This is a genomic window from Hyphomonas atlantica corrig. (assembly GCF_000682715.1).
GTDB classification, from domain to species: domain Bacteria; phylum Pseudomonadota; class Alphaproteobacteria; order Caulobacterales; family Hyphomonadaceae; genus Hyphomonas; species Hyphomonas atlantica.
Genome location: NZ_AWFH01000001.1, coordinates 527,959 through 544,920 on the forward strand (window position 1 = coordinate 527,959; position 16,962 = coordinate 544,920).

21 protein-coding genes are annotated in these 16,962 nt (G+C 54.7%); 3 read left to right on the plus strand and 18 right to left on the minus strand.

Going from position 1 to position 16,962, the window contains the following annotated elements:
* Positions 1–49: 49 nt before the first annotated feature.
* From HY36_RS02620 to HY36_RS02640, 5 genes are read right to left on the minus strand one after another with little or no spacing between them, the layout of a single operon-like run.
* Positions 50–2,128, minus strand: coding sequence for a flagellar biosynthesis protein FlhA (locus tag HY36_RS02620; protein WP_035547784.1), 2,079 nt, complete (start codon positions 2,126–2,128; stop codon positions 50–52).
* 7 nt (positions 2,129–2,135) lie between these two features.
* Positions 2,136–2,399 (minus strand): flagellar biosynthetic protein FliQ, encoded by a 264-nt coding sequence (locus tag HY36_RS02625; RefSeq protein WP_035547787.1) that lies wholly within the window; start codon positions 2,397–2,399, stop codon positions 2,136–2,138.
* A gap of 15 nt (positions 2,400–2,414) precedes the next feature.
* The gene (locus HY36_RS02630; protein WP_035547790.1) at positions 2,415–2,714 is read right to left on the minus strand and encodes a flagellar hook-basal body complex protein FliE; all 300 of its coding nucleotides are present in this window, start codon (positions 2,712–2,714) and stop codon (positions 2,415–2,417) included.
* Positions 2,715–2,726: 12 nt separating this feature from the next.
* Positions 2,727–3,110, minus strand: a complete 384-nt coding sequence (locus HY36_RS02635; protein WP_035547793.1) for a flagellar basal body rod C-terminal domain-containing protein — start codon at positions 3,108–3,110, stop codon at positions 2,727–2,729.
* A gap of 3 nt (positions 3,111–3,113) precedes the next feature.
* Positions 3,114–3,473: a flagellar biosynthesis protein FlgB gene (locus HY36_RS02640; RefSeq protein ID WP_241764127.1), complete on the minus strand. Its 360-nt coding sequence runs from the start codon at positions 3,471–3,473 to the stop codon at positions 3,114–3,116.
* 82 nt (positions 3,474–3,555) lie between these two features.
* On the opposite strand from HY36_RS02640, the gene HY36_RS02645 reads away from it, so the two are divergent.
* A complete protein-coding gene (locus HY36_RS02645; RefSeq protein WP_035547796.1) occupies positions 3,556–4,884 on the plus strand; it encodes a FliI/YscN family ATPase in 1,329 nt (442 codons plus the stop codon).
* On the opposite strand, the gene HY36_RS02650 is transcribed toward HY36_RS02645, so the two are convergent.
* The 6 genes from HY36_RS02650 to HY36_RS02675 all read right to left on the minus strand — a co-directional run bounded on the left by HY36_RS02650 (position 4,881) and on the right by HY36_RS02675 (position 9,022).
* Positions 4,881–5,774 carry a DUF1217 domain-containing protein gene (locus HY36_RS02650; RefSeq protein WP_241764128.1) on the minus strand — a complete coding sequence of 298 codons (894 nt, stop codon included), beginning with the start codon at positions 5,772–5,774 and terminating at the stop codon, positions 4,881–4,883. The two genes, HY36_RS02645 and HY36_RS02650, sit on opposite strands and share 4 nt — an antisense overlap.
* Positions 5,728–6,162, minus strand: a complete 435-nt coding sequence (locus tag HY36_RS02655; RefSeq protein ID WP_035547802.1) for a flagellar biosynthesis repressor FlbT — start codon at positions 6,160–6,162, stop codon at positions 5,728–5,730. The genes HY36_RS02650 and HY36_RS02655 overlap by 47 nt, the downstream gene beginning before the upstream one ends.
* Positions 6,162–6,551: a flagellar biosynthesis regulator FlaF gene (locus tag HY36_RS02660; RefSeq protein ID WP_051602416.1), complete on the minus strand. Its 390-nt coding sequence runs from the start codon at positions 6,549–6,551 to the stop codon at positions 6,162–6,164. Before HY36_RS02660 ends, HY36_RS02655 begins: the two co-directional genes overlap by 1 nt.
* Positions 6,552–6,616: 65 nt before the next feature.
* Positions 6,617–8,194, minus strand: a complete 1,578-nt coding sequence (locus HY36_RS02665) for a flagellin (RefSeq protein ID WP_035547805.1) — start codon at positions 8,192–8,194, stop codon at positions 6,617–6,619.
* A gap of 143 nt (positions 8,195–8,337) precedes the next feature.
* Entirely contained in the window at positions 8,338–8,646 is a 309-nt protein-coding gene (locus HY36_RS02670; RefSeq protein ID WP_206741138.1) for a hypothetical protein, read from the minus strand.
* A gap of 67 nt (positions 8,647–8,713) precedes the next feature.
* The gene (locus tag HY36_RS02675) at positions 8,714–9,022 is read right to left on the minus strand and encodes a hypothetical protein (protein ID WP_035547809.1); all 309 of its coding nucleotides are present in this window, start codon (positions 9,020–9,022) and stop codon (positions 8,714–8,716) included.
* 113 nt (positions 9,023–9,135) lie between these two features.
* Between HY36_RS02675 and HY36_RS02680 the strand changes: the two genes are divergently transcribed.
* Entirely contained in the window at positions 9,136–10,512 is a 1,377-nt protein-coding gene (locus HY36_RS02680; RefSeq protein ID WP_035547811.1) for a flagellar hook-length control protein FliK, read from the plus strand.
* 12 nt (positions 10,513–10,524) lie between these two features.
* Positions 10,525–11,196 carry a flagellar hook assembly protein FlgD gene (locus tag HY36_RS02685; RefSeq protein ID WP_035547814.1) on the plus strand — a complete coding sequence of 224 codons (672 nt, stop codon included), beginning with the start codon at positions 10,525–10,527 and terminating at the stop codon, positions 11,194–11,196.
* A gap of 15 nt (positions 11,197–11,211) precedes the next feature.
* Here the strand turns inward: HY36_RS02685 and HY36_RS02690 are convergent, their stop codons facing one another.
* From HY36_RS02690 to motA, 7 genes are all read right to left on the minus strand, one after another.
* A complete protein-coding gene (locus HY36_RS02690) occupies positions 11,212–11,727 on the minus strand; it encodes a flagellar basal body-associated FliL family protein (protein WP_035547817.1) in 516 nt (171 codons plus the stop codon).
* A 9-nt stretch (positions 11,728–11,736) separates the two neighbouring features.
* Complete coding sequence (locus HY36_RS02695; protein ID WP_241764129.1) at positions 11,737–12,357, minus strand: flagellar basal body L-ring protein FlgH; 621 nt, start codon at positions 12,355–12,357, stop codon at positions 11,737–11,739.
* Positions 12,358–12,437: 80 nt separating this feature from the next.
* The gene (flgA, locus tag HY36_RS02700) at positions 12,438–12,845 is read right to left on the minus strand and encodes a flagellar basal body P-ring formation chaperone FlgA (protein WP_035547824.1); all 408 of its coding nucleotides are present in this window, start codon (positions 12,843–12,845) and stop codon (positions 12,438–12,440) included.
* A gap of 4 nt (positions 12,846–12,849) precedes the next feature.
* Positions 12,850–13,635 carry a flagellar basal-body rod protein FlgG gene (gene flgG / locus HY36_RS02705; protein ID WP_035547826.1) on the minus strand — a complete coding sequence of 262 codons (786 nt, stop codon included), beginning with the start codon at positions 13,633–13,635 and terminating at the stop codon, positions 12,850–12,852.
* Between the two features lie 26 nt (positions 13,636–13,661).
* Positions 13,662–14,375, minus strand: coding sequence for a flagellar hook-basal body complex protein (locus HY36_RS02710; RefSeq protein WP_035547829.1), 714 nt, complete (start codon positions 14,373–14,375; stop codon positions 13,662–13,664).
* Positions 14,375–16,096, minus strand: a complete 1,722-nt coding sequence (locus tag HY36_RS02715; protein WP_155841648.1) for a hypothetical protein — start codon at positions 16,094–16,096, stop codon at positions 14,375–14,377. Before HY36_RS02715 ends, HY36_RS02710 begins: the two co-directional genes overlap by 1 nt.
* Positions 16,093–16,959 carry a flagellar motor stator protein MotA gene (gene motA, locus HY36_RS02720; RefSeq protein ID WP_035547835.1) on the minus strand — a complete coding sequence of 289 codons (867 nt, stop codon included), beginning with the start codon at positions 16,957–16,959 and terminating at the stop codon, positions 16,093–16,095. Before motA ends, HY36_RS02715 begins: the two co-directional genes overlap by 4 nt.
* Between the last annotated feature and the right edge of the window lie 3 nt (positions 16,960–16,962).

Here is a 16,962-nt window from a genome sequence, read left to right on the forward strand (position 1 = left end):
ATGATGATCCAAGCGGAAAGCTGCGGCCCAAATGGCAGCTGCTCCAGCATCACACCACGCCGACGATATACGGCTTGCTTTTGGACCCGATCTCTTCATAGGCCAGCACAGCGTTACGCACGCCCTTGCTGGCGAGCACGGTCTGCAAGAACCGCCGACGACGGGAAGAGGTCGCTACCGATGCAACAACCCCCTTCTGCGCCATCTCATTCAGCTTGGCCTGCACGGCTGCCGTCAGCTCGCCAAACATTTCCGGCGGCAATGCTATGTCAGACCCACCGTCTTCGCGAGATATCTCGTGCTCATTGAATTTCTGCTCCCAGTTTGTAGAGAGCTGCAGCAGGGGCAGGCGCCCTTGGCCATCCTGCAAACGATCAACGATCTGGAATCCAAGTCGTTGGCGCACAAGCTCCACAATGCGAGAAGGCGCACTGGATTGCGACTTCACTTCCGCGATGGTCTCCACGATCAGGAACAGATTCCGGATTGAAACGCGCTCTTCGAGTAGAAGGCGCAAGACCGAAAGGAGCAATTCCGGCGTAACCTTCCCTGGTATGTACTCGTCGAGGAACCGGCGGTTGGAGGCCGCGCGCTCCGTGTCGCTGATGTGTGTCAGCGCATCCAGCGTGTCGAGCATGACCATACGCGTAAAGACGAGGGTAAAGTTGGCCTGAATAACTTCGAGCATATGGGTCGCCAACACTTCCGTAGGCTCGATCGCCGGAATACCTGAAGCAGCAAGCTCCTGCTTCTTTGTGCTCGGCAGCCAGCGCGCGGCGGCCTTGTAAACCGGTTCCTTGACCTTTTCGCCTTGCAAATGCGGCAGCTGGGAATCTTCCATCAAAGCCAGCAGTGAGCCGGGGCGCACAAGTCCGCTATCAACACGCACACCTTGAATTCGAATTCGGTACTCGTTCTTGCTCAAGGTCGGATTGTCCGTCATGCGGATCGACGGAAGGACGAAGCCGTATTCCTCCGCAATGTAACGGCGAATCTTGTCGATGCGGCTTTCGAAGCCCCCTGCCCCTTGAAGCACCATGCCGACAAGGTCCGGAGCGACTTCCAGATGAATTTCATCAGAGTGGATGGAGTCTCCTATCACGAGGCTGGTTTGTGGGGCCTCAACTTCTTCCGCTTCAGCTTGCGCGGCCTTTTCGCGTTCGCGACTGCGAATGTAGAAGGAGGCCGTGGCGAAGGCAGCGGCAGCCAGCATGAACGGGATGAATGGAAGGCCGGGGAAGAGCGCAAACGCGCCGAGAATGCCGGCAACAATCATCAGGGACGTGGCGTTGCCGCCCAATTGCGCGCCAAGCGCAAGATCAATGGCGCCGTCTTCACGCCCCTTGGCGAGAAGCAACGCAGCGGAAACCGAAACGATCACGGCCGGAATCTGGGAGACAAGACCGTCACCAACGGTGAGAATGGAATAGTTGCTGAGCGCCTGGGTGAAGCTGAGTCCATGGGCGACAATTCCGAAGCCAATACCGGCCACCAGATTCAGCGCCGTAATCAACAGCCCTGCTATTGCGTCGCCCTTCACGAATTTGGAGGCACCATCGAGAGATCCGAGGAAGGACGCTTCTTCCTGTTCCTTTTGGCGGCGATTGCGCGCTTCTTCGTGGCTGATGGCGCCCACGGCAAGATCGGAATCGATCGCCATTTGCTTGCCTGGCATAGCATCCAAGGCAAAGCGCGCCCCGACTTCCGCCATGCGACCAGCACCTTTTGTGATGACCATGAAGTTCACAATTACCAAAACCGCGAACACAACCAATCCGACGAACAGATTCCCGCCCATGATGAACATGGCGAACCCTTCGATGACCCCTCCCGCCGCATTCGTGCCGGTATGCCCTTCACTGATGATCAGTTTGGTGGAAGAGACATTGAGCGCCAGACGAAGTACGAGACTGGCCAGCAAGACACTGGGGAATGATGAAAAGTCCAGCGGCTTCTCGATGAAGATACTCGTCGTGAAGATCAAGATCGCAAAGGCGAATGATGCGGTCAGGCCAATGTCCATTACCCAGGCCGGAACCGGTAACACCATCACCAAAATCACCATCATCAGGCCGATGGCGATGACGGCGGTCGGTTTCGAAAGGTCGAAAAAGCGTGAAGTCGGCATGGTGCCCCTATCGGGAGATCATCGGAAGGACAGTATTATTGAAAAAATCGAGGCAAATACGGGTCATGTAGCCGAGCGTCAGGAAGAACACGACGACCACAGCCAGAATCTTGGGAACGAAGGTTAGTGTCATTTCCTGAATGGAGGTAAGCGCCTGAAGCAAGCCAATCACGAAACCCAATACCAATGTAACAGCGAGGATTGGCAGAGCCATCATCGCCGCCGCCCACAGCGCTCCGCGCAAGACTTCAAAGATGGCAAGTTCGGTCATCTGTGCCTGTCCTGGTTAGACCGGCATCCGGAGCAATTCCTGATAGGCTTCAACGACCTTGTCGCGCACCGTCACGGCTGCATCCAGAACAAGTTCCGCCTGCGCCAGCGCTTCCACCATCGCATGGGGATCAGCGCCAGACACGGCCGTCTGCATCGCGGCCTGCTCGGCATCCTGTAGCGCGGCCTTGAACGTAGAGAACCCCTCGGCGAGCCCCGACGACTTTCCCTCTTCAGCTTGCGCCGGCTTTTCCGGTGTCTTCGTAGGTTGAACCGAGCCAAGCGCTGCATATGCGCTGAAACTTACATTGGACATTCTGCCCTCCCCTTAGCGCCTGAGAACATCAAGAAGTGATTGGTACATGCTTCGCGCCTGACGGAACGAATTGAGGTTCGCCTCATAGCTGCGATTTGCTTCACGCATGTCAGCCATTTCGGTCACAAGCGATACGTTCGACGACGTGACATAACCCTCGGCATCAGACATCGGACTGGCTGGATCGTATCGGCGCTCGCCTTCGCTCTCATCCAGATCGATGCGTGTCTGCATGAACGCGCTACCGGATGATGGGGCCTGCTCAATGGTCAGCACCTTCCGGCGATACCCGGGCGTATCAGCGTTCGAGACGTTCTGCGACGTGATGTCGATGCGTTTTGACTGCAGCTGCATACCAGACACAGCCTGCAACATCGTGGCTTTCAACGAGTCCATGATTTACCCCTTCCTGCCAATTGCGGTCCGCAACAGGTCCAGCGACTTTGTGTAGACGGACAAAGCCATCTCGTGCTGCCCCTGCGCTTCGGCGGCCTTGAACATTTCAACTTCGAGATTGACCGAATTTCCGTTCGGTGAGTTCGCGATCTCTTTCTGGAATGTCCGAAATACGGGATCCGTTTCGTCTGCTGTTCCTGCAGCAGCACGCGCCAAAAAGTCCTGAAAGGATTCTACCTGAGTGGCCTTGAAGCCCGGGTCATTGGCGTGCGCAATATTGGTTGCAGACACCTTTTGGCTTTCCGCCGCGTGGCGGGCCATAGCGCTGTAGACACTCAGAACGTCCAGATTAAGAATCGACACGGAATCACCCTTAATTAACTGTTTAGAAAATTAGCCGTTCTAACTTGAAGAAATGGTTAACGAATGAGCGGGATCTGTTTACTTGTTGCGAGAAATACCCAATTTTCCGGATCGATTGTACCGAATCTGGGGCACGGTAACGGAGGTGACTCCGGGTCTCGTCCAACTTGCGGGCATCAGTGAATTCGCCAGGCTCGGCAATGAGATCCGCGTTCAAACCCGCCAGGGGGAAGTTTTTGGCGAAGTCCTCTCGGTAACGGGAGAGCACGTCAAAGCCATGCTCTACGGTGAGTCCGACGCCATCCGCATCGGAGACCGGACATTTCTGGAGCAGGAAGCCTATGTCGACCCCGGCGATCATTGGCTTGGCAAGATCATCGACTATCGGGGCGTATCACCCGGACTGGAGAGTGTGCCTCCTGCCCCCAACACGGCACGCCGGACGCTGCGCGCGCCGCCTCCGCCCAACACCAATCGGAAAAGCCTCGGCAACCGATTATCCACCGGATGGATGATCACTGATACCCTCCTGCCAATCTGCCAAGGCCAACGCCTCGGCCTGTTCGCAGGATCTGGCGTAGGAAAATCAACCTTCCTCGGCTCGCTGGCTGCGGGCGTGAAAGCTGACCGCGTGGTGATCGCACTCATTGGCGAGCGCAGCCGCGAAGTGAACGAATTCGTGCAGAAAACCCTGCCTGCATCCATCCTGTCCCGAACGGTCATTGTGGCTGCGACAGCGAATGATCCGCCCGGCGCCAAGAAACGGGCTGCCTTGTGCGCAATCGCCACAGCTGAGCATTTCCGTGACGAGGGGCATCAGGTCCTGTTCCTTTTCGACTCGATTACGCGCTTCGCCGAAGCACACCGGGAAGTCTCTCTGGCGGCAGGTGAAACACCGGCGCTCAACGCCTTCCCACCGTCAACAGTGCGCGCGATTGCCGAAATCGCGGAGCGCACCGGACCCGGCCCGCACGGGTGTGGTGACATCACGGCAATTTTCTCAGTGCTCGTAGCGGGGTCCGACATGGAAGAACCGGTTGCAGATATGGTTCGCGGCGTGTTGGACGGGCATATCATTCTATCGCGAGAAATATCAGAACGTGGTCGCTATCCCGCGATAGACGTCTTGCGCAGCGTCTCTCGGTGCCTGCCAGACGCCGCCACGCCCGAGGAAAACCTGACCTTGAAAGACTACCGGCGTACCGTCGCACTATTTGAGGAGATTGCTCCGATGCTGCGCGCCAATCTTTATGAAAAGGGTCATGACGCTGCAGGCGATCGAGCGATCCGGCTCTATCCGGATCTGGACGCTTTCGTTTCAGAGAAGAATCCGGCGGATATTCCGGACGCATTCTTGAGGCTCAGCTCTCTTCTGGGCGAGTCCCCTCAGCCTGAAAGCAAGTCAGACTAACCGCTCGATACGATGCTGAGAAACAAGTTCTGACTGGCAGACGAACCAAAGCCGGCAGCATTGTTCAACAGCGTTAGCGCCACAGAGCCGGAAGACAGAGATTCCTGACCATTCAGAATAGAGTCCATCGTGTGGAAGCGCTGTATCGCCTTTTCCACAACGTCCTCATTTGTAATGTCCGTAACCCGGCTTATCGAGAAAACACTCAGCATCCGTTCTTTGAGGATCTCGGCTTGGCGATCGACGTCTAGCTCTTGCCAGGACGTGGGCAAGTTTAGCGCAGTTTCCAACATGGTGCGAACGGGAACATCGCCGAGAATCCGGTAGAGATTGGCCGAGTCGCTGGACCCTTCACGAACCAATTCACCAATCTTTGCCTGATAGTTCAGGCTGAGCTTCATGTTGTTGTCGACCTCGCCTACGGCTGAGCGAAAGCCCGCAAGCTCAAAATCGTCCGCCAATGTCGAAATCGTATCGGCCGACAAGGAGATCATCCCATCGTTCAATCCGAACGTTGTCGCAAAGTTTGTATAGGACTGATTGTTCAATCGCTTGAGGAAGGTGCTCTCGGGATCAGCATTCTCTTCCATGACGTGGCGAATGAAACCAACTTTCCACTCTTCTCCACCAAGATCGAACGCGGTGAGCGCAATTCTCAATAGCCGCTTATCCGAAAGAAAATCTTCCATCGAAATCGGCGAAGACATCTTATCTTCGAAGTAGGCGCGGTCGTTTTTTACACCGGCTGAATCCGAATACCCCTCAAACTGCTTGTCGAAGGTGGATTCCAAGAATTTCCACCCGCCATAGCCTGCCAGGGGAATGACCGGCTGATACACCATGTCAGGCGACCCGGGCGTGGGGTTCAGCCGACTGGCGGCTGTTCGCATGTTTCAACAGCTCCGCCTCAATGGCAATGACATTTCGCAAATGGCAAAGAGCCGAATAGAAATTACCTCGGCCAAGCATCGAGCGCAGAACAGCAATCAGTTTTTTGTCGATTGTTTCGAACACGTCTTCCAATCGACCGCACTCTTCAATGATCGCAGGCAGAACTTCCTCTTCCTGAAGATCACCGGTAATGATCAGCTGGATGGCGTAGTATATGCGCTTGGTTGGCGTATCAACATCCGCAGGTCGCAACGCATCGCGACAACGGAGAATACGAGCATCATCGTCGACCACCCGCACCGTCGAGGGCTTATCGCCATTTTCGAGCGTAGCTCCGTTTACGACGAAACGTTCACCTGCTGCAAGTTTCAATACGAGTCCAGACATTATTCTGCCGCCACGCTTGCTGTTGCTGATCCCTGACCAGACAGCCCCTGCATGATGATTTCGTTAATCTCGATGAGTTCGGACAATTCTGCTTTACGAGAAAGAACGTGATAGCTGATGCGGCGAACAGATTCCGCCAGGGCAATCAGATTGCGCTTGAGCATCGGGTCCAGCTGATTCTCGTCACTCACGAGATCCGTGGAAAGAATTTGCCAGAGCTTCATATTGCGATCAATGGCGTCTGCCCAGATGGTCGGTTGGGGATGCTCTTCGGCATCAACCGCTTTGAGGGCCTGAGTGATCTCCTCAAACAAGGTGTATTCAATCTGTCCGGTGTTGGCAGTACGGCTCGTTACTTCGCCGTATGCCTTGTAAGCCAGTTGTTGCATACACCCTCTCTATGCTTGGTACTGGGTGAACCCGGGCACTGGTGTGCGCCCGGGTCCGGTTAGGATTATCTGAACAGCGACAGGAGTGTCTGCGGGTTCGAGTTCGCAATCGACAGCGCCTGGACGCCGAGCTGCTGCTGAACCTGCAGGGCCTGAAGCTTGGCGGAAGCCGCCTCGATGTCTGCGTCAACCATGGCGCCGATGCCGGATGTCATGGAGTCGATCAGTGTCTGAACAAATTCGCCCTGACCTTCGATCTGCGTCTGCGCAGAACCGAATGATGTCGCAGCGTTGATCGCCGTATCAAGCAGGTCTTCGATCGTATTCAGAGCCGTCGTGGCATCTTCAGCCGTTGCAACGCTGAGGTCAGCAATCGCGCCAAGACCGCCTGCCGCAACAGCTGCGTTCTGAGACCCAAGACCAGCTAGGCTGACGTTTACGTCGCCACCGTCGGCCTCAAGCGAGATCGTCGCAGCATCGGAAGTTGGGTCCCCTGCATCAGTCACAGTAACGACAAGATCAGAGATGCTGCCAGCATCAATCAGGGTTTTAAGACCAGCGGCAACGTCATTGTTGGTGTCACCGTCGACGGCAGTGTAGGTATACTCTGCATCACCCACATTGATCGTGAACGTATCACCAGCGGTGATTGTGCCACCAGCGAGTGTAACATCGATCGTATCACCATCGGAGATGACGCCTTGAGTCGTCTCAGATGCCAGACCAGTTTCGTCAAAGGTCACGTTTCCGCCAGCAGCGGCCAGATTAATGGTCGCATCATCAGAGGCAGGATCTGCGCCTGGGGTGACCGTGACGGTGAGGTTGGCAATGCTACCTGCGTCGATCAGCGTTTTGAGGCCTGCAGCAACATCATTGGCTGTGTCACCTTCCAGCGCGGTGTAGGTGTAATCAGAGCCACCAACATTGATGGTGAACTCATCACCCGTCGTAACTGTACCGGCGTCGAGCGTAATGTCTGCATCGTTACCATCGGTGATATTGCCAGACTGAGCCGTGGACATGAAACCTGCATCCCCGCTAGACAGATCTACAGTGGAGTCTGTAGCTGAGTCTGCAGTCGAAACATAACCTGCATCAGTTGCTTCCTTCGCAGCCGCATCGACTGCTGCCGTTGTCTGCAGATCCTGGCGAGCAACAGTGATAGAGGTTGCAGAGACAGAGCCATCAGATCCACGGTCAAGCGATGCGAGGATAGAGATGCTCTCGGTGCCTTGCAGGAGGTTTTGACCGTTGAATTGAGCGGCGTTCACGATGTTGCTGATTGCGGTCCGCTTCGCATCAATATCCGTCTGGATCTTTGCGCGGTCGTCAGCATTCAGATCTTCCTGAGCGGACACGATCAGGTTCTTCATGTCCTGGAGAAGCTCGGTGACCTGTTCGGAAGCAGCACGGGCCACGCCTACGGTGGAAGAACCCTTGTTCAGAGAGTCCGTGATCTGGTTGAAGCTCTCAACGTCGGTCGACATGACCGTCGAGATAGCCCAGATGGCGGCGTTGTCTTTGGCGGTAGCAACTTTCTTACCGGTCGAAATCTCGGACTGAACGGTTTCAAGGTTGCTGTTGATGTTGCGCAGAGTCTGCAGCGCAACCATCGCACTATTGTTAGTCAGAATACTGGACATTTGAATGTACCCCATTTGCGTCAGGCGAGCGGCTTAGCGCTGCCTAGGTTCGATCTTACGTCGTCCTGACGTCGGGATTCCCCGCAACCCATCTTGGTTCGCTGTACTTGAGTATACAGGAGCCGTGTACAATCAGTTAATCATCATGCCTTCTTTAGATAATTTCCTGTCGCCTTGGTAAACGGCGTCTGCAAACCATTGGAGGAGTAGGCTCCAACGTAAGAATCCTGCGCCATATTTCCGATGCGCGCGGCAAGGCTGCGGAGTCCATTCTGCGCCGCTTTGAAATGCTGAGCGTTCTCAATTGCAGCCGCGCTGATACCTTTCAAGCGGGTCCTGATGCGCTCCCGACCGAGCGCAGGATGCTCACTAGAAATCAGTGCGTCGACTGCCTGAGTTGCCTCCATCTTTTCAGACATCAGTTCGGCTATTTGGTGAACTTGACCAGACATCAAAGCTACGCGCTCTGTGGCCAAGACCGTCTCCAGACGAGACAAAGCGGCTTCGGCGGCTACTATTTCACTCATCCCCATTCCCCATATTGGACGAAAGTTGCGCTACTCCGGTCGCGTTCAACCCCAGTGGATGAGACTCAGCCAGATCTTCAGCGATGGATTCGACGATCATGCGAGAAAATGCCGACGCCGCCTCCCCACCTGATTGCGTGAAGGCTTTCTCCAAGCCAGTGTGGCTCAGCATTTCTGCCCACAGCAGCTGTTCGAACCGCTTTCCTACATCGATCAGCTCGTCCGCGCTGGATGTTGGCGCGCCGGATTGACTGGCTGCAACAGGCAAAGGAATGCCACCCTGCCCCTGAATCGTCGTCATGAACCGGCTCCCCTTCTGGCTGGAACAATCGCGCGGAATCCCCCGCAACTTAAATCTTAATTTACCACTGGTGAGGCAATTAGGGTTAAAAGATAGCTAATCTGGATTAACGAATGACGCCTTTCCTTAGCTTGGAACGTTTGTCTGCGGCCGAAAAAAGTGGCCATGACGAGACGAGGCCCGCTCCGGTCGGAGGCGGATTTGCGAAGGAATTCCTGGAGGCGCTCTCAACACTCTCATACGAAGATGTTGATGAAGAAACTTCAGACAAACTCCAGGTTGTGGCTCAACCTTTTGGGCCCCTGAGTGATCAGACATCACACCAGTTTCTTGATTTAGACGCGACGGAACCAACGACCGACGAGACTGGCGATGCAGAGATAGACCTGCCAGCTTCTGCGGATTCTGAAGCCGTTGAACTGGCTGAGCTAAGCGCCTTGAACAATGCGCCCGGAGTAGAGAAGACGGCGGCACGTCCAACCGAGCCAGAGCATCCCACCTCCACGATATCCAGCCGTGAAACTACAGTCGTGGAAATTGACGCTGAGTCGAATCAGCCCTTGTTGATTTCACCCAACTCCTCGTCCGGCGAAGTAACAACTGCAGACCAAGTTGGTGAGGCAGCTCAATCCGAAGCATCGGAAGCCGCTGTCACTTCTCGTAGCGGACATATGCTCGAAGTCGATCAAGACAACGCAACGCTCGTTCGTTCCACCATTTCAAGTTTGGAACAGCAAACCAAACCTGAAATCGCCAGCGTGGAGATAGAGAACGTCGCTAGCACGTCAGAGGCTGGATCAACGGAAAAGCAGGCCGCACCGCCAGTCGAAGATCCCGCTTCTGTGGACCAACCAGAACGCACATCGAAGTCTGAAACGTCCGGAGCAGCCACACAAATCACGGCGGCGAAGGCTCAACCAGATGCGCTTATTGAAACCCAGCCAAGACCAAGCGACGTGTCCGCTATGTCGTCCCTAGGGGCGACTGCCGGCGCGACTTCAAGCCCAACTTTGGTGGCTACCCCGCCAATACAGACCGCCGTTCAGACGCCACCTGCTATGACGAACTACGTCGCGGTTCCTGACGATATTGCGAGCATCATCTCTCAGGAACTCTCATCAGACACACAAAATTCTCGAATCCGAATTCAGCTGGATCCGCCCGAACTCGGTAGGGTATCGCTGGAGTTCAAGTTTGACTCTCAAGGTCTGCAGCATGTGGTAATTACGGCCGATTCCGCTGAAGCCATTCGCCGGATACGGGCATTCCATCCAGACCTGGTCGCGACATTGGAACAACATGGCTTGTCTGGAAGCGATATGACGTTCCAAGAGAAAACGCCGCAACAACAGAACGCCCGAAACTGGGAGTCGTCAAATCTGACTACGCCAGAGGAAGAGATGGAACGCTCGGACGCACCTCTTCTAAACCGCGAACCAGCAACGCGGGCAGACACGTCAGCCACAACTAGCCTGGACATACGGGTTTAAGAGACAACGATCATGAGCACCGTCACCAACACGACTTCTACCCAATCTGCCCAGCAGACAACGAACAGCTCAGCCGCCACTCAGCAATTTGGCGAAGAGTTCACAAACTTCATCAAACTGCTCACGGCACAGGTGCAGAATCAGGACCCGCTGTCTCCCATGGATTCGACCCAGTTCGTCGATCAGTTGGCCACCTTCTCGTCTCTGGAACAGCAAGTTCAAACGAACTCTAGCCTGGGCAGCATCTCATCATTGATCGGCGACTTACACACGATGTTTGCAAGTGAATGGCTGGGAGAAACAGTCACGATCGAGTCATCTTGGGTGCCTTACTCAGGCACTGAAATTAGGTATCTGACAAATGCGCCTGAAAGTGCCGACAGTGCATATCTGACTGTCCGAAATTCCGATGGTGAACTGATATGGTCCGAACAACTCGACACTGAAGACAGCGTGCATACTTGGAATGGACAAACAAATACTGGCGAATCGATCACTGAAGATGAGCTGTTCGAGTTCTCCATAGACTACTACAGCGGCAGCGAGTACATCAGCCTTGGTGCGCCTCAGCTGATCACGACAATCACTGAAGTTGGAAGCGAGAATGGGACGCTCCGGTTCGGAACCTCTTCCCACCTATCGGCCGATCTATACAGTGTGACGAAGTACCGGGACGAAGGCTAACGACCTCTCGAACCTTTAAAGATCCTGCCGAGCCATATCCAGTATCAGTACGTTTCGTATTCCCTCCGGAACCTCATTCTGTAGGTTCGTGAGAATCATGGCTCGAAGCGTTTCATAATTGTCGACGTCAGTAATCGAATTGAGCGTGCGACCACCACTGCTCAACTTGACCAGTGTCGTCATGATGTTGTCTCGCAAGACCGGCTCTTTCGAGAACAGTTCCTGAGAGATCGACGTATCGACTTCGAGATTGAGGTTCAGGATTACGAGACTCTGCACACGATCATTTTCGATCATTGGCACGACAAACTCACGCGAAAACTTGTAGTAAGTGACTTCCGAACCGTCGGATTTCCCGTGCTTGTCTGCTTTGCCGTGAGCCTTCTTTTCCTTCTTCGGCTCCGCATGCTTATCGTCTTTATGGGCAGCCGCAGCCGGCTTTGCATCTGAACCTGATGTCAGGAAATGCGCCGTTCCCCCACCCGCAACAATGGCCAGCAACGCAACGATGGACGGAACTATCTGTTTCATGGCGTCTTCCTAGAACGGGATAACCCGGTCGAGCACTTTCTGCCCTACCCTTTGTTGCGGAACGGATGTTGCGTCACCTGTATTCAGATAAGAAATCTGGGCTTCCGCGATTTTCTCGTAGGACACCGTATTTGTCCGTGTAATGTCCTGTGCGCGAATTACACCGCTGACGGTCAGCATTCTCAACTCATTGCTGACCCGGGTTTGCTGGTAGCCCTGAATGACCAGGTTTCCATTCGGTTCCATTGCAACGACACGTGCCGCCAATGTGAAAGCAATACTCTCGGCCCGGTTCATCGCCCCGCTGCCATCGAGAGATGAACCACGGCTATAGTCTACACCAGGAGACAGGGAAGCCCCGCCGGGCAGCACACCATTTGCCCACTCTGGCAGGCCGAACAGGGCATCGACATTCATATCCGCACTGCTATTCCGATTTCTCGATAGCGAACTTTGGAGACTTGCCCGGTCATCCATTTCTACAACAACTGTCAAAAGATCGCCGACAGCCTTTGCCCGACGCATGCTCAGCAAGGCATTTGGAGACGTCGTCCAGAGGGACGCATCATCCGCACCTACCGGTTCAGCGACGGGCTGATGCACCATCGGCACAACCGTGGGTGTCGTCATGTCGAACTCCGCGTCTGCGGAAGGGATCGAAGCACAGGCGGTAACGCTGAGGGCCGCCGCAGTCAGAGTGAATGTAATCTTCATTGAACAAGTACCCATCCGTCTGATTGCACGATTCCGCTTACGATCTTCTTCGAGTTGAGGTTCAGAATGGAAACGCTGTCTCCTTCTGTCGCCTCGCTCATGGCTCGTCCCGTGGTAGTGATCTCCAGCGCACCGCTGACGAACTTTACCGTCACGACCTGATTACGCCGCACCAATCGCGCGGGCTGGGTATCGTCCAGGCTGAGCTCTTGTCCGACATAGACAGTACGCCGAACTTCGCGGCCAATAAGTGGATTATCCGATGACACCATACTGCCGGTTTCAGTAGAGATGTTCGCAGCAGTGACGGTGTCCCCTGCCCGTATCACTTCAGTCGCGACAGAAGCTGACGCCCCCATCATGTGCGCAGCAAGCCCGAGGCCCAATGCTATTGCTGGTATCATTCTGTTACCTCAACCTTGTTGTCGCCGCGAGCATTTCGTCGGCGGCTGTGATCACTTTGGAGTTCAGCTCATATCCGCGCTGAGCCTCGATGAGCTCAGAAATTTCCTGAACCACATCTACACCAGATTCCTCCAGGTAGCCTTGTCGAATCAGGCCCATACCCTCCGTACCCGCGACCAATTGGTTTGGTGGACCCGATGCCTCTGTCTGTCGAAACATGTTGTCACCCATCGCCTCAAGACCTTTTTCGTTGATGAAACGAACCAACGAAATATTGCCTATAGGCTGACCATCAGACTCACCATCAAAGTATGCGACCACTTCCCCATCGCGACTGATGGATATGCTGCGCGCCTCTTCCGGAATGACAATTCCATCTGCGAGCGGGAATCCATCCATCGTTACGATCTCCCCGTCCGGACTGCGGTTCAGCTTACCATCGCGTGTATAGGCGGACTCGCCAGACGGCAGCGTAACCTCAAAGAATCCTGTACCGTCGATCGCAAGGTCCAGCTCTGAGCTGGTTTCCCGAAGGCCGCCTTGAGTAATCTCCATTGACACTGAGGATGGCTTCACGCCTGTGCCGAGCTGAATACCTGCGGGCACGACCGTTCCCACTTGGGATGTGATTGTCCCCGGGGTCAAATGCTGTTGATACATGAGATCCGAAAATTCAGCCGTACGCGGTCGATAAGCAGCCGTGCTCATATTGGCAATGTTGTTGGAGATCACCTCCACTCGCAATTGCTGAGCGGCCATCCCTGTCGCGGCGATTTGCAATGATTTCATCTCATTCCCCTCAATTTGCGAAAGCTCTAGAGCTGCCGCATTGTCTTGATCAGTTGATTGATCCGCTCGTCTTCTTTTTCGATCAGGCTTTGCCCCGCCTCGTAAGCGCGCTGGACTTCAATCAGTCTCGAAATCTCGAGAATCGAAGACACATTGGATTGTTCCAATGCACCTTGAATTACATTTGGCTCTTCGACCTGCTCATAGCCCTCAGCGGCCACAAACATGGTACCGCCCTCTTGAGCGATCTGTCCGTTCGCAGTTACCACACCGATCTGACCCAAAATTTCCTGGCCTGACGAAATAGTTCCGTCGGGCGCAACGGAGATGCGTGTAACCTCTTCGGGAATAGCAATGGCTCCGCCGCCAGCGCCCATGACCTGATTACCAAAAGCATCGGCGAGAATTCCGTCCGCGGAAAGTTGGAACGCCCCTGCACGCGTAAGCCGCTCACCTGCTGGAGTCTCCAGGACAAAGAACCCCTCGCCATGAATCGCTAGATCGAACTGTCCGCCGGTATGCTTCATCGCTCCTTGTGACAGATCGTGCGAATGGCCCGACAAGCTACCCATGGAGACGCTGTCGCCTTCTCCATTTACCGCAGCAATATGCTCGGCAAAGATGGCGTGATTCGATTTGTAACCAGTTGTGCTGGAGTTTGCGACATTGTTCGCGATAACCTGCATTTCTCGAAGCAGACCGTCTTGGCGCGTCAAGGTGGCATAAATTGCATTGGACACTAGAGAGCACCTCCAATTGTCGAATCAAGGAGCTGACTGATCAGCTGAAGATTCTCCGGAATTTCGTTCAGATGGATCTTTCGTGAACCCGTGGCTGAACCTCGCGCCCGCAGAGCAAGCACAGCTTGAGCGCGTGCTATGTACTGTTCGTCCGCGATCTGTTCAGCAGCGACATAGAAGTTCTCTGGCAGAACCCAGTCGCCATACACCGCATCGCATTCGATGAGATCCACGAGAGTCGCTGCGTCGAGAGAGACTTTGGAAACCAGAGTCTGAAGCCACATCGTGTCCCGCGCCATGATTGCGCTCATCGCGGCTAGTCGGGTCACGTCAGTATTATTCGGGTCTGTTCCGGACAGATTCCGAAGTGCTGTCACGTCAAACATCCGGAACGCCATTTCCGCGCGTTTCGAGGCCAGATCATCATCCTGTTTGATATCGTTGGCGAACTCATTCACCACATTCACCAGACCGAGATCCGCAGCGACGATAGTGGCAGACTTTAGCACTTCTGCTGCCTCGTCGCTCTCTCCCAACAGATCGCGATTCAGGAATGTCGCACTCATTGCGGCAACCTTGAAAAAATGGTCGTCCTTTGAAAAGTCCGCCTCCAGCCTTCTCACCAATTGCGCGCTGAGAAGTTGTCTCGTCTCCGGTTCCTGAAGCGTCGGCAGGGACGCCAGTCGTGAGATCGTTTCGTAATCCGTGATTTCAGCAGGACGATCCAGCATAGCCCGCAAGTTCGTACGGATGTTCTGGCCGTCCGGCATGCGCTGCACATTCTCGACAATGTTGCCGACCACTTCATTCTGGACTTCGGTTTCGACGGGAAATCCATGCTTCAACAAAGCAGCCGCCGCAACCGACCTCAGATCAGAGTTTCTCAGGAATGGTCGTAAGCCCTCATCCGCAACCAGTCCGCCCTTGTACATGTCAAGAATGGCCTGGTTCAGCGACAAGCGCGGCGAGCGCGCAATCTGTTCCGCAGTGAAATCCGCCATCATTTTCTCGGCCAGCAAGGGCTCCCCCATCTGGTCCAGAGCGGGCACAGCCATCGCAGCGAAGCGTATCTTAAGATACCAAGGTAGTTTTCTGTAGAGAGTCAGACTGGCATTCAGCTGTGAGACCCCGTCCGGATCGAGCATCGTGACCTTCGCCAAAGATTGCCAGATTGCCGCCGAAGGGTTGCACTCCGCGGCCTGATTGAGTGCGTCGATCCGAGTGACCCGCCCCTCTTCCAGAAAATGAGAGAAGTCTCGGAGCAGTTCAGCATTCTGTCCTTCAAGATCAGCGAGTTGAAGCCGGGCTTCAGCAAACAACCCAATCGTGATGTAGGCCATCGCCATCTCGATTGGGTGTATAGACTCCTGATCCGAAAGCTTCTGCGCTCGCCAATGCAAGAAGTCCTCATAGCTGCTCAGGCTTATGTACGGCGCGAAATCCAGTTCAGTTTCAGCAGTACATCCTGTCGACATGGGAACGGGGCGGCTGGGCTCTGCGCTATCCAGGCGCCCCCGGAACACCGGCGTCGCCTGCGGGTTGGAGCCGGCCGGCGCGAGCAATCCTTCATCAATCGCGTCGTCAACGAACTGGCGAAAATGCTCTGACAGTTGATCTGCTTCCGCCACAGGCACGCCAGTTTCACCTGAAATCTCCCCAAGTGCGGGCATGCTCATCACGACGGATAAGCCGACAACAAGAGGGAGACGAGAACGGGTCACGCGGCTTGTTTCAACCCCCGGATCGCTTCTTCGACTTCATTGAAAGAAGGGCGCACACGGGTGGGTGCATGGCGTCGCGCCACCTCAACACAAATGTTCACCGGATTTTTGTGAAGGTTTGACACCAGAACTTCGCCGATCATCGAATAGAAATTGTGCTCCTCAAGCCGGATATGTTTCACCCGGGTCGCGAAAGGGCCAACAATTCCATAGGCGAGAAACACGCCAAGGAACGTACCAACAAGCGCGCCGCCGATCATGCCGCCAAGAACTTCAGGGGGTTTGTCAATCGATGCCATTGTCTTGATCACACCCAGAACAGCCGCAACAATGCCGAGTGCAGGCAGTGCATCCGCCATGTTCTGCAATGCGTGGGATCCGTGAAGTTTTTCCTCAATCAGGCTTTCAAGCTGCTTTTCGAGAAGCTCCTCAACCTGATGAACGTTGTCGAAATTCATGATCATTGAGCGAATGGTATCGCAGATCATTTCAATCGCCCGCTTGTCCTTCAGGATTTTCGGGTAACGCGCAAAGATATCTGAATCTTGAGGAGCTTCGATATGAGCTTCGATGTCGACCGGGTTCTTTTTGAGAACATTCAATAGCTCGTGCATCAGGCAGAGGAGATCCTGATAGTCGGATTTTTTCCATTTTGGGCCTGAGAACGCAGCGACAATATCGCCCCCTGCGTGTTTGATCGTAGTCAAATCATTGCCGGCGAGGAATGCGCCCGTAGCGGCGCCACCAATCATCATCATCTCGAAGGGGAGAGAATGCATGATAATATCGAGGTGCCCCCCAGCCAGCATGTAGCCGCCGAAGACCATCACGACTGTGACGACAAGTCCTGCTATTGCGTTCACTTA

Excerpts from the sequence above, each read along its gene's own strand:
- HY36_RS02620 (WP_035547784.1), bottom strand. The coding sequence starts at position 2,128 with ATGCCGACTTCACGCTTTTTCGACCTTTCGAAACCGACCGCCGTCATC.
- HY36_RS02625 (WP_035547787.1), bottom strand. The coding sequence starts at position 2,399 with ATGACCGAACTTGCCATCTTTGAAGTCTTGCGCGGAGCGCTGTGGGCG.
- HY36_RS02630 (WP_035547790.1), bottom strand. The coding sequence starts at position 2,714 with ATGTCCAATGTAAGTTTCAGCGCATATGCAGCGCTTGGCTCGGTTCAA.
- HY36_RS02635 (WP_035547793.1), bottom strand. The coding sequence starts at position 3,110 with ATGGACTCGTTGAAAGCCACGATGTTGCAGGCTGTGTCTGGTATGCAG.
- HY36_RS02650 (WP_241764128.1), bottom strand. The coding sequence starts at position 5,774 with ATGCGAACAGCCGCCAGTCGGCTGAACCCCACGCCCGGGTCGCCTGAC.
- HY36_RS02655 (WP_035547802.1), bottom strand. The coding sequence starts at position 6,162 with ATGTCTGGACTCGTATTGAAACTTGCAGCAGGTGAACGTTTCGTCGTA.
- HY36_RS02660 (WP_051602416.1), bottom strand. The coding sequence starts at position 6,551 with ATGCAACAACTGGCTTACAAGGCATACGGCGAAGTAACGAGCCGTACT.
- HY36_RS02665 (WP_035547805.1), bottom strand. The coding sequence starts at position 8,194 with ATGTCCAGTATTCTGACTAACAATAGTGCGATGGTTGCGCTGCAGACT.
- HY36_RS02670 (WP_206741138.1), bottom strand. The coding sequence starts at position 8,646 with ATGTCTGGTCAAGTTCACCAAATAGCCGAACTGATGTCTGAAAAGATG.
- HY36_RS02675 (WP_035547809.1), bottom strand. The coding sequence starts at position 9,022 with ATGACGACGATTCAGGGGCAGGGTGGCATTCCTTTGCCTGTTGCAGCC.
- HY36_RS02680 (WP_035547811.1), top strand. The coding sequence starts at position 9,136 with ATGACGCCTTTCCTTAGCTTGGAACGTTTGTCTGCGGCCGAAAAAAGT.
- HY36_RS02685 (WP_035547814.1), top strand. The coding sequence starts at position 10,525 with ATGAGCACCGTCACCAACACGACTTCTACCCAATCTGCCCAGCAGACA.
- HY36_RS02690 (WP_035547817.1), bottom strand. The coding sequence starts at position 11,727 with ATGAAACAGATAGTTCCGTCCATCGTTGCGTTGCTGGCCATTGTTGCG.
- HY36_RS02695 (WP_241764129.1), bottom strand. The coding sequence starts at position 12,357 with ATGACGACACCCACGGTTGTGCCGATGGTGCATCAGCCCGTCGCTGAA.
- flgA (WP_035547824.1), bottom strand. The coding sequence starts at position 12,845 with ATGATACCAGCAATAGCATTGGGCCTCGGGCTTGCTGCGCACATGATG.
- flgG (WP_035547826.1), bottom strand. The coding sequence starts at position 13,635 with ATGAAATCATTGCAAATCGCCGCGACAGGGATGGCCGCTCAGCAATTG.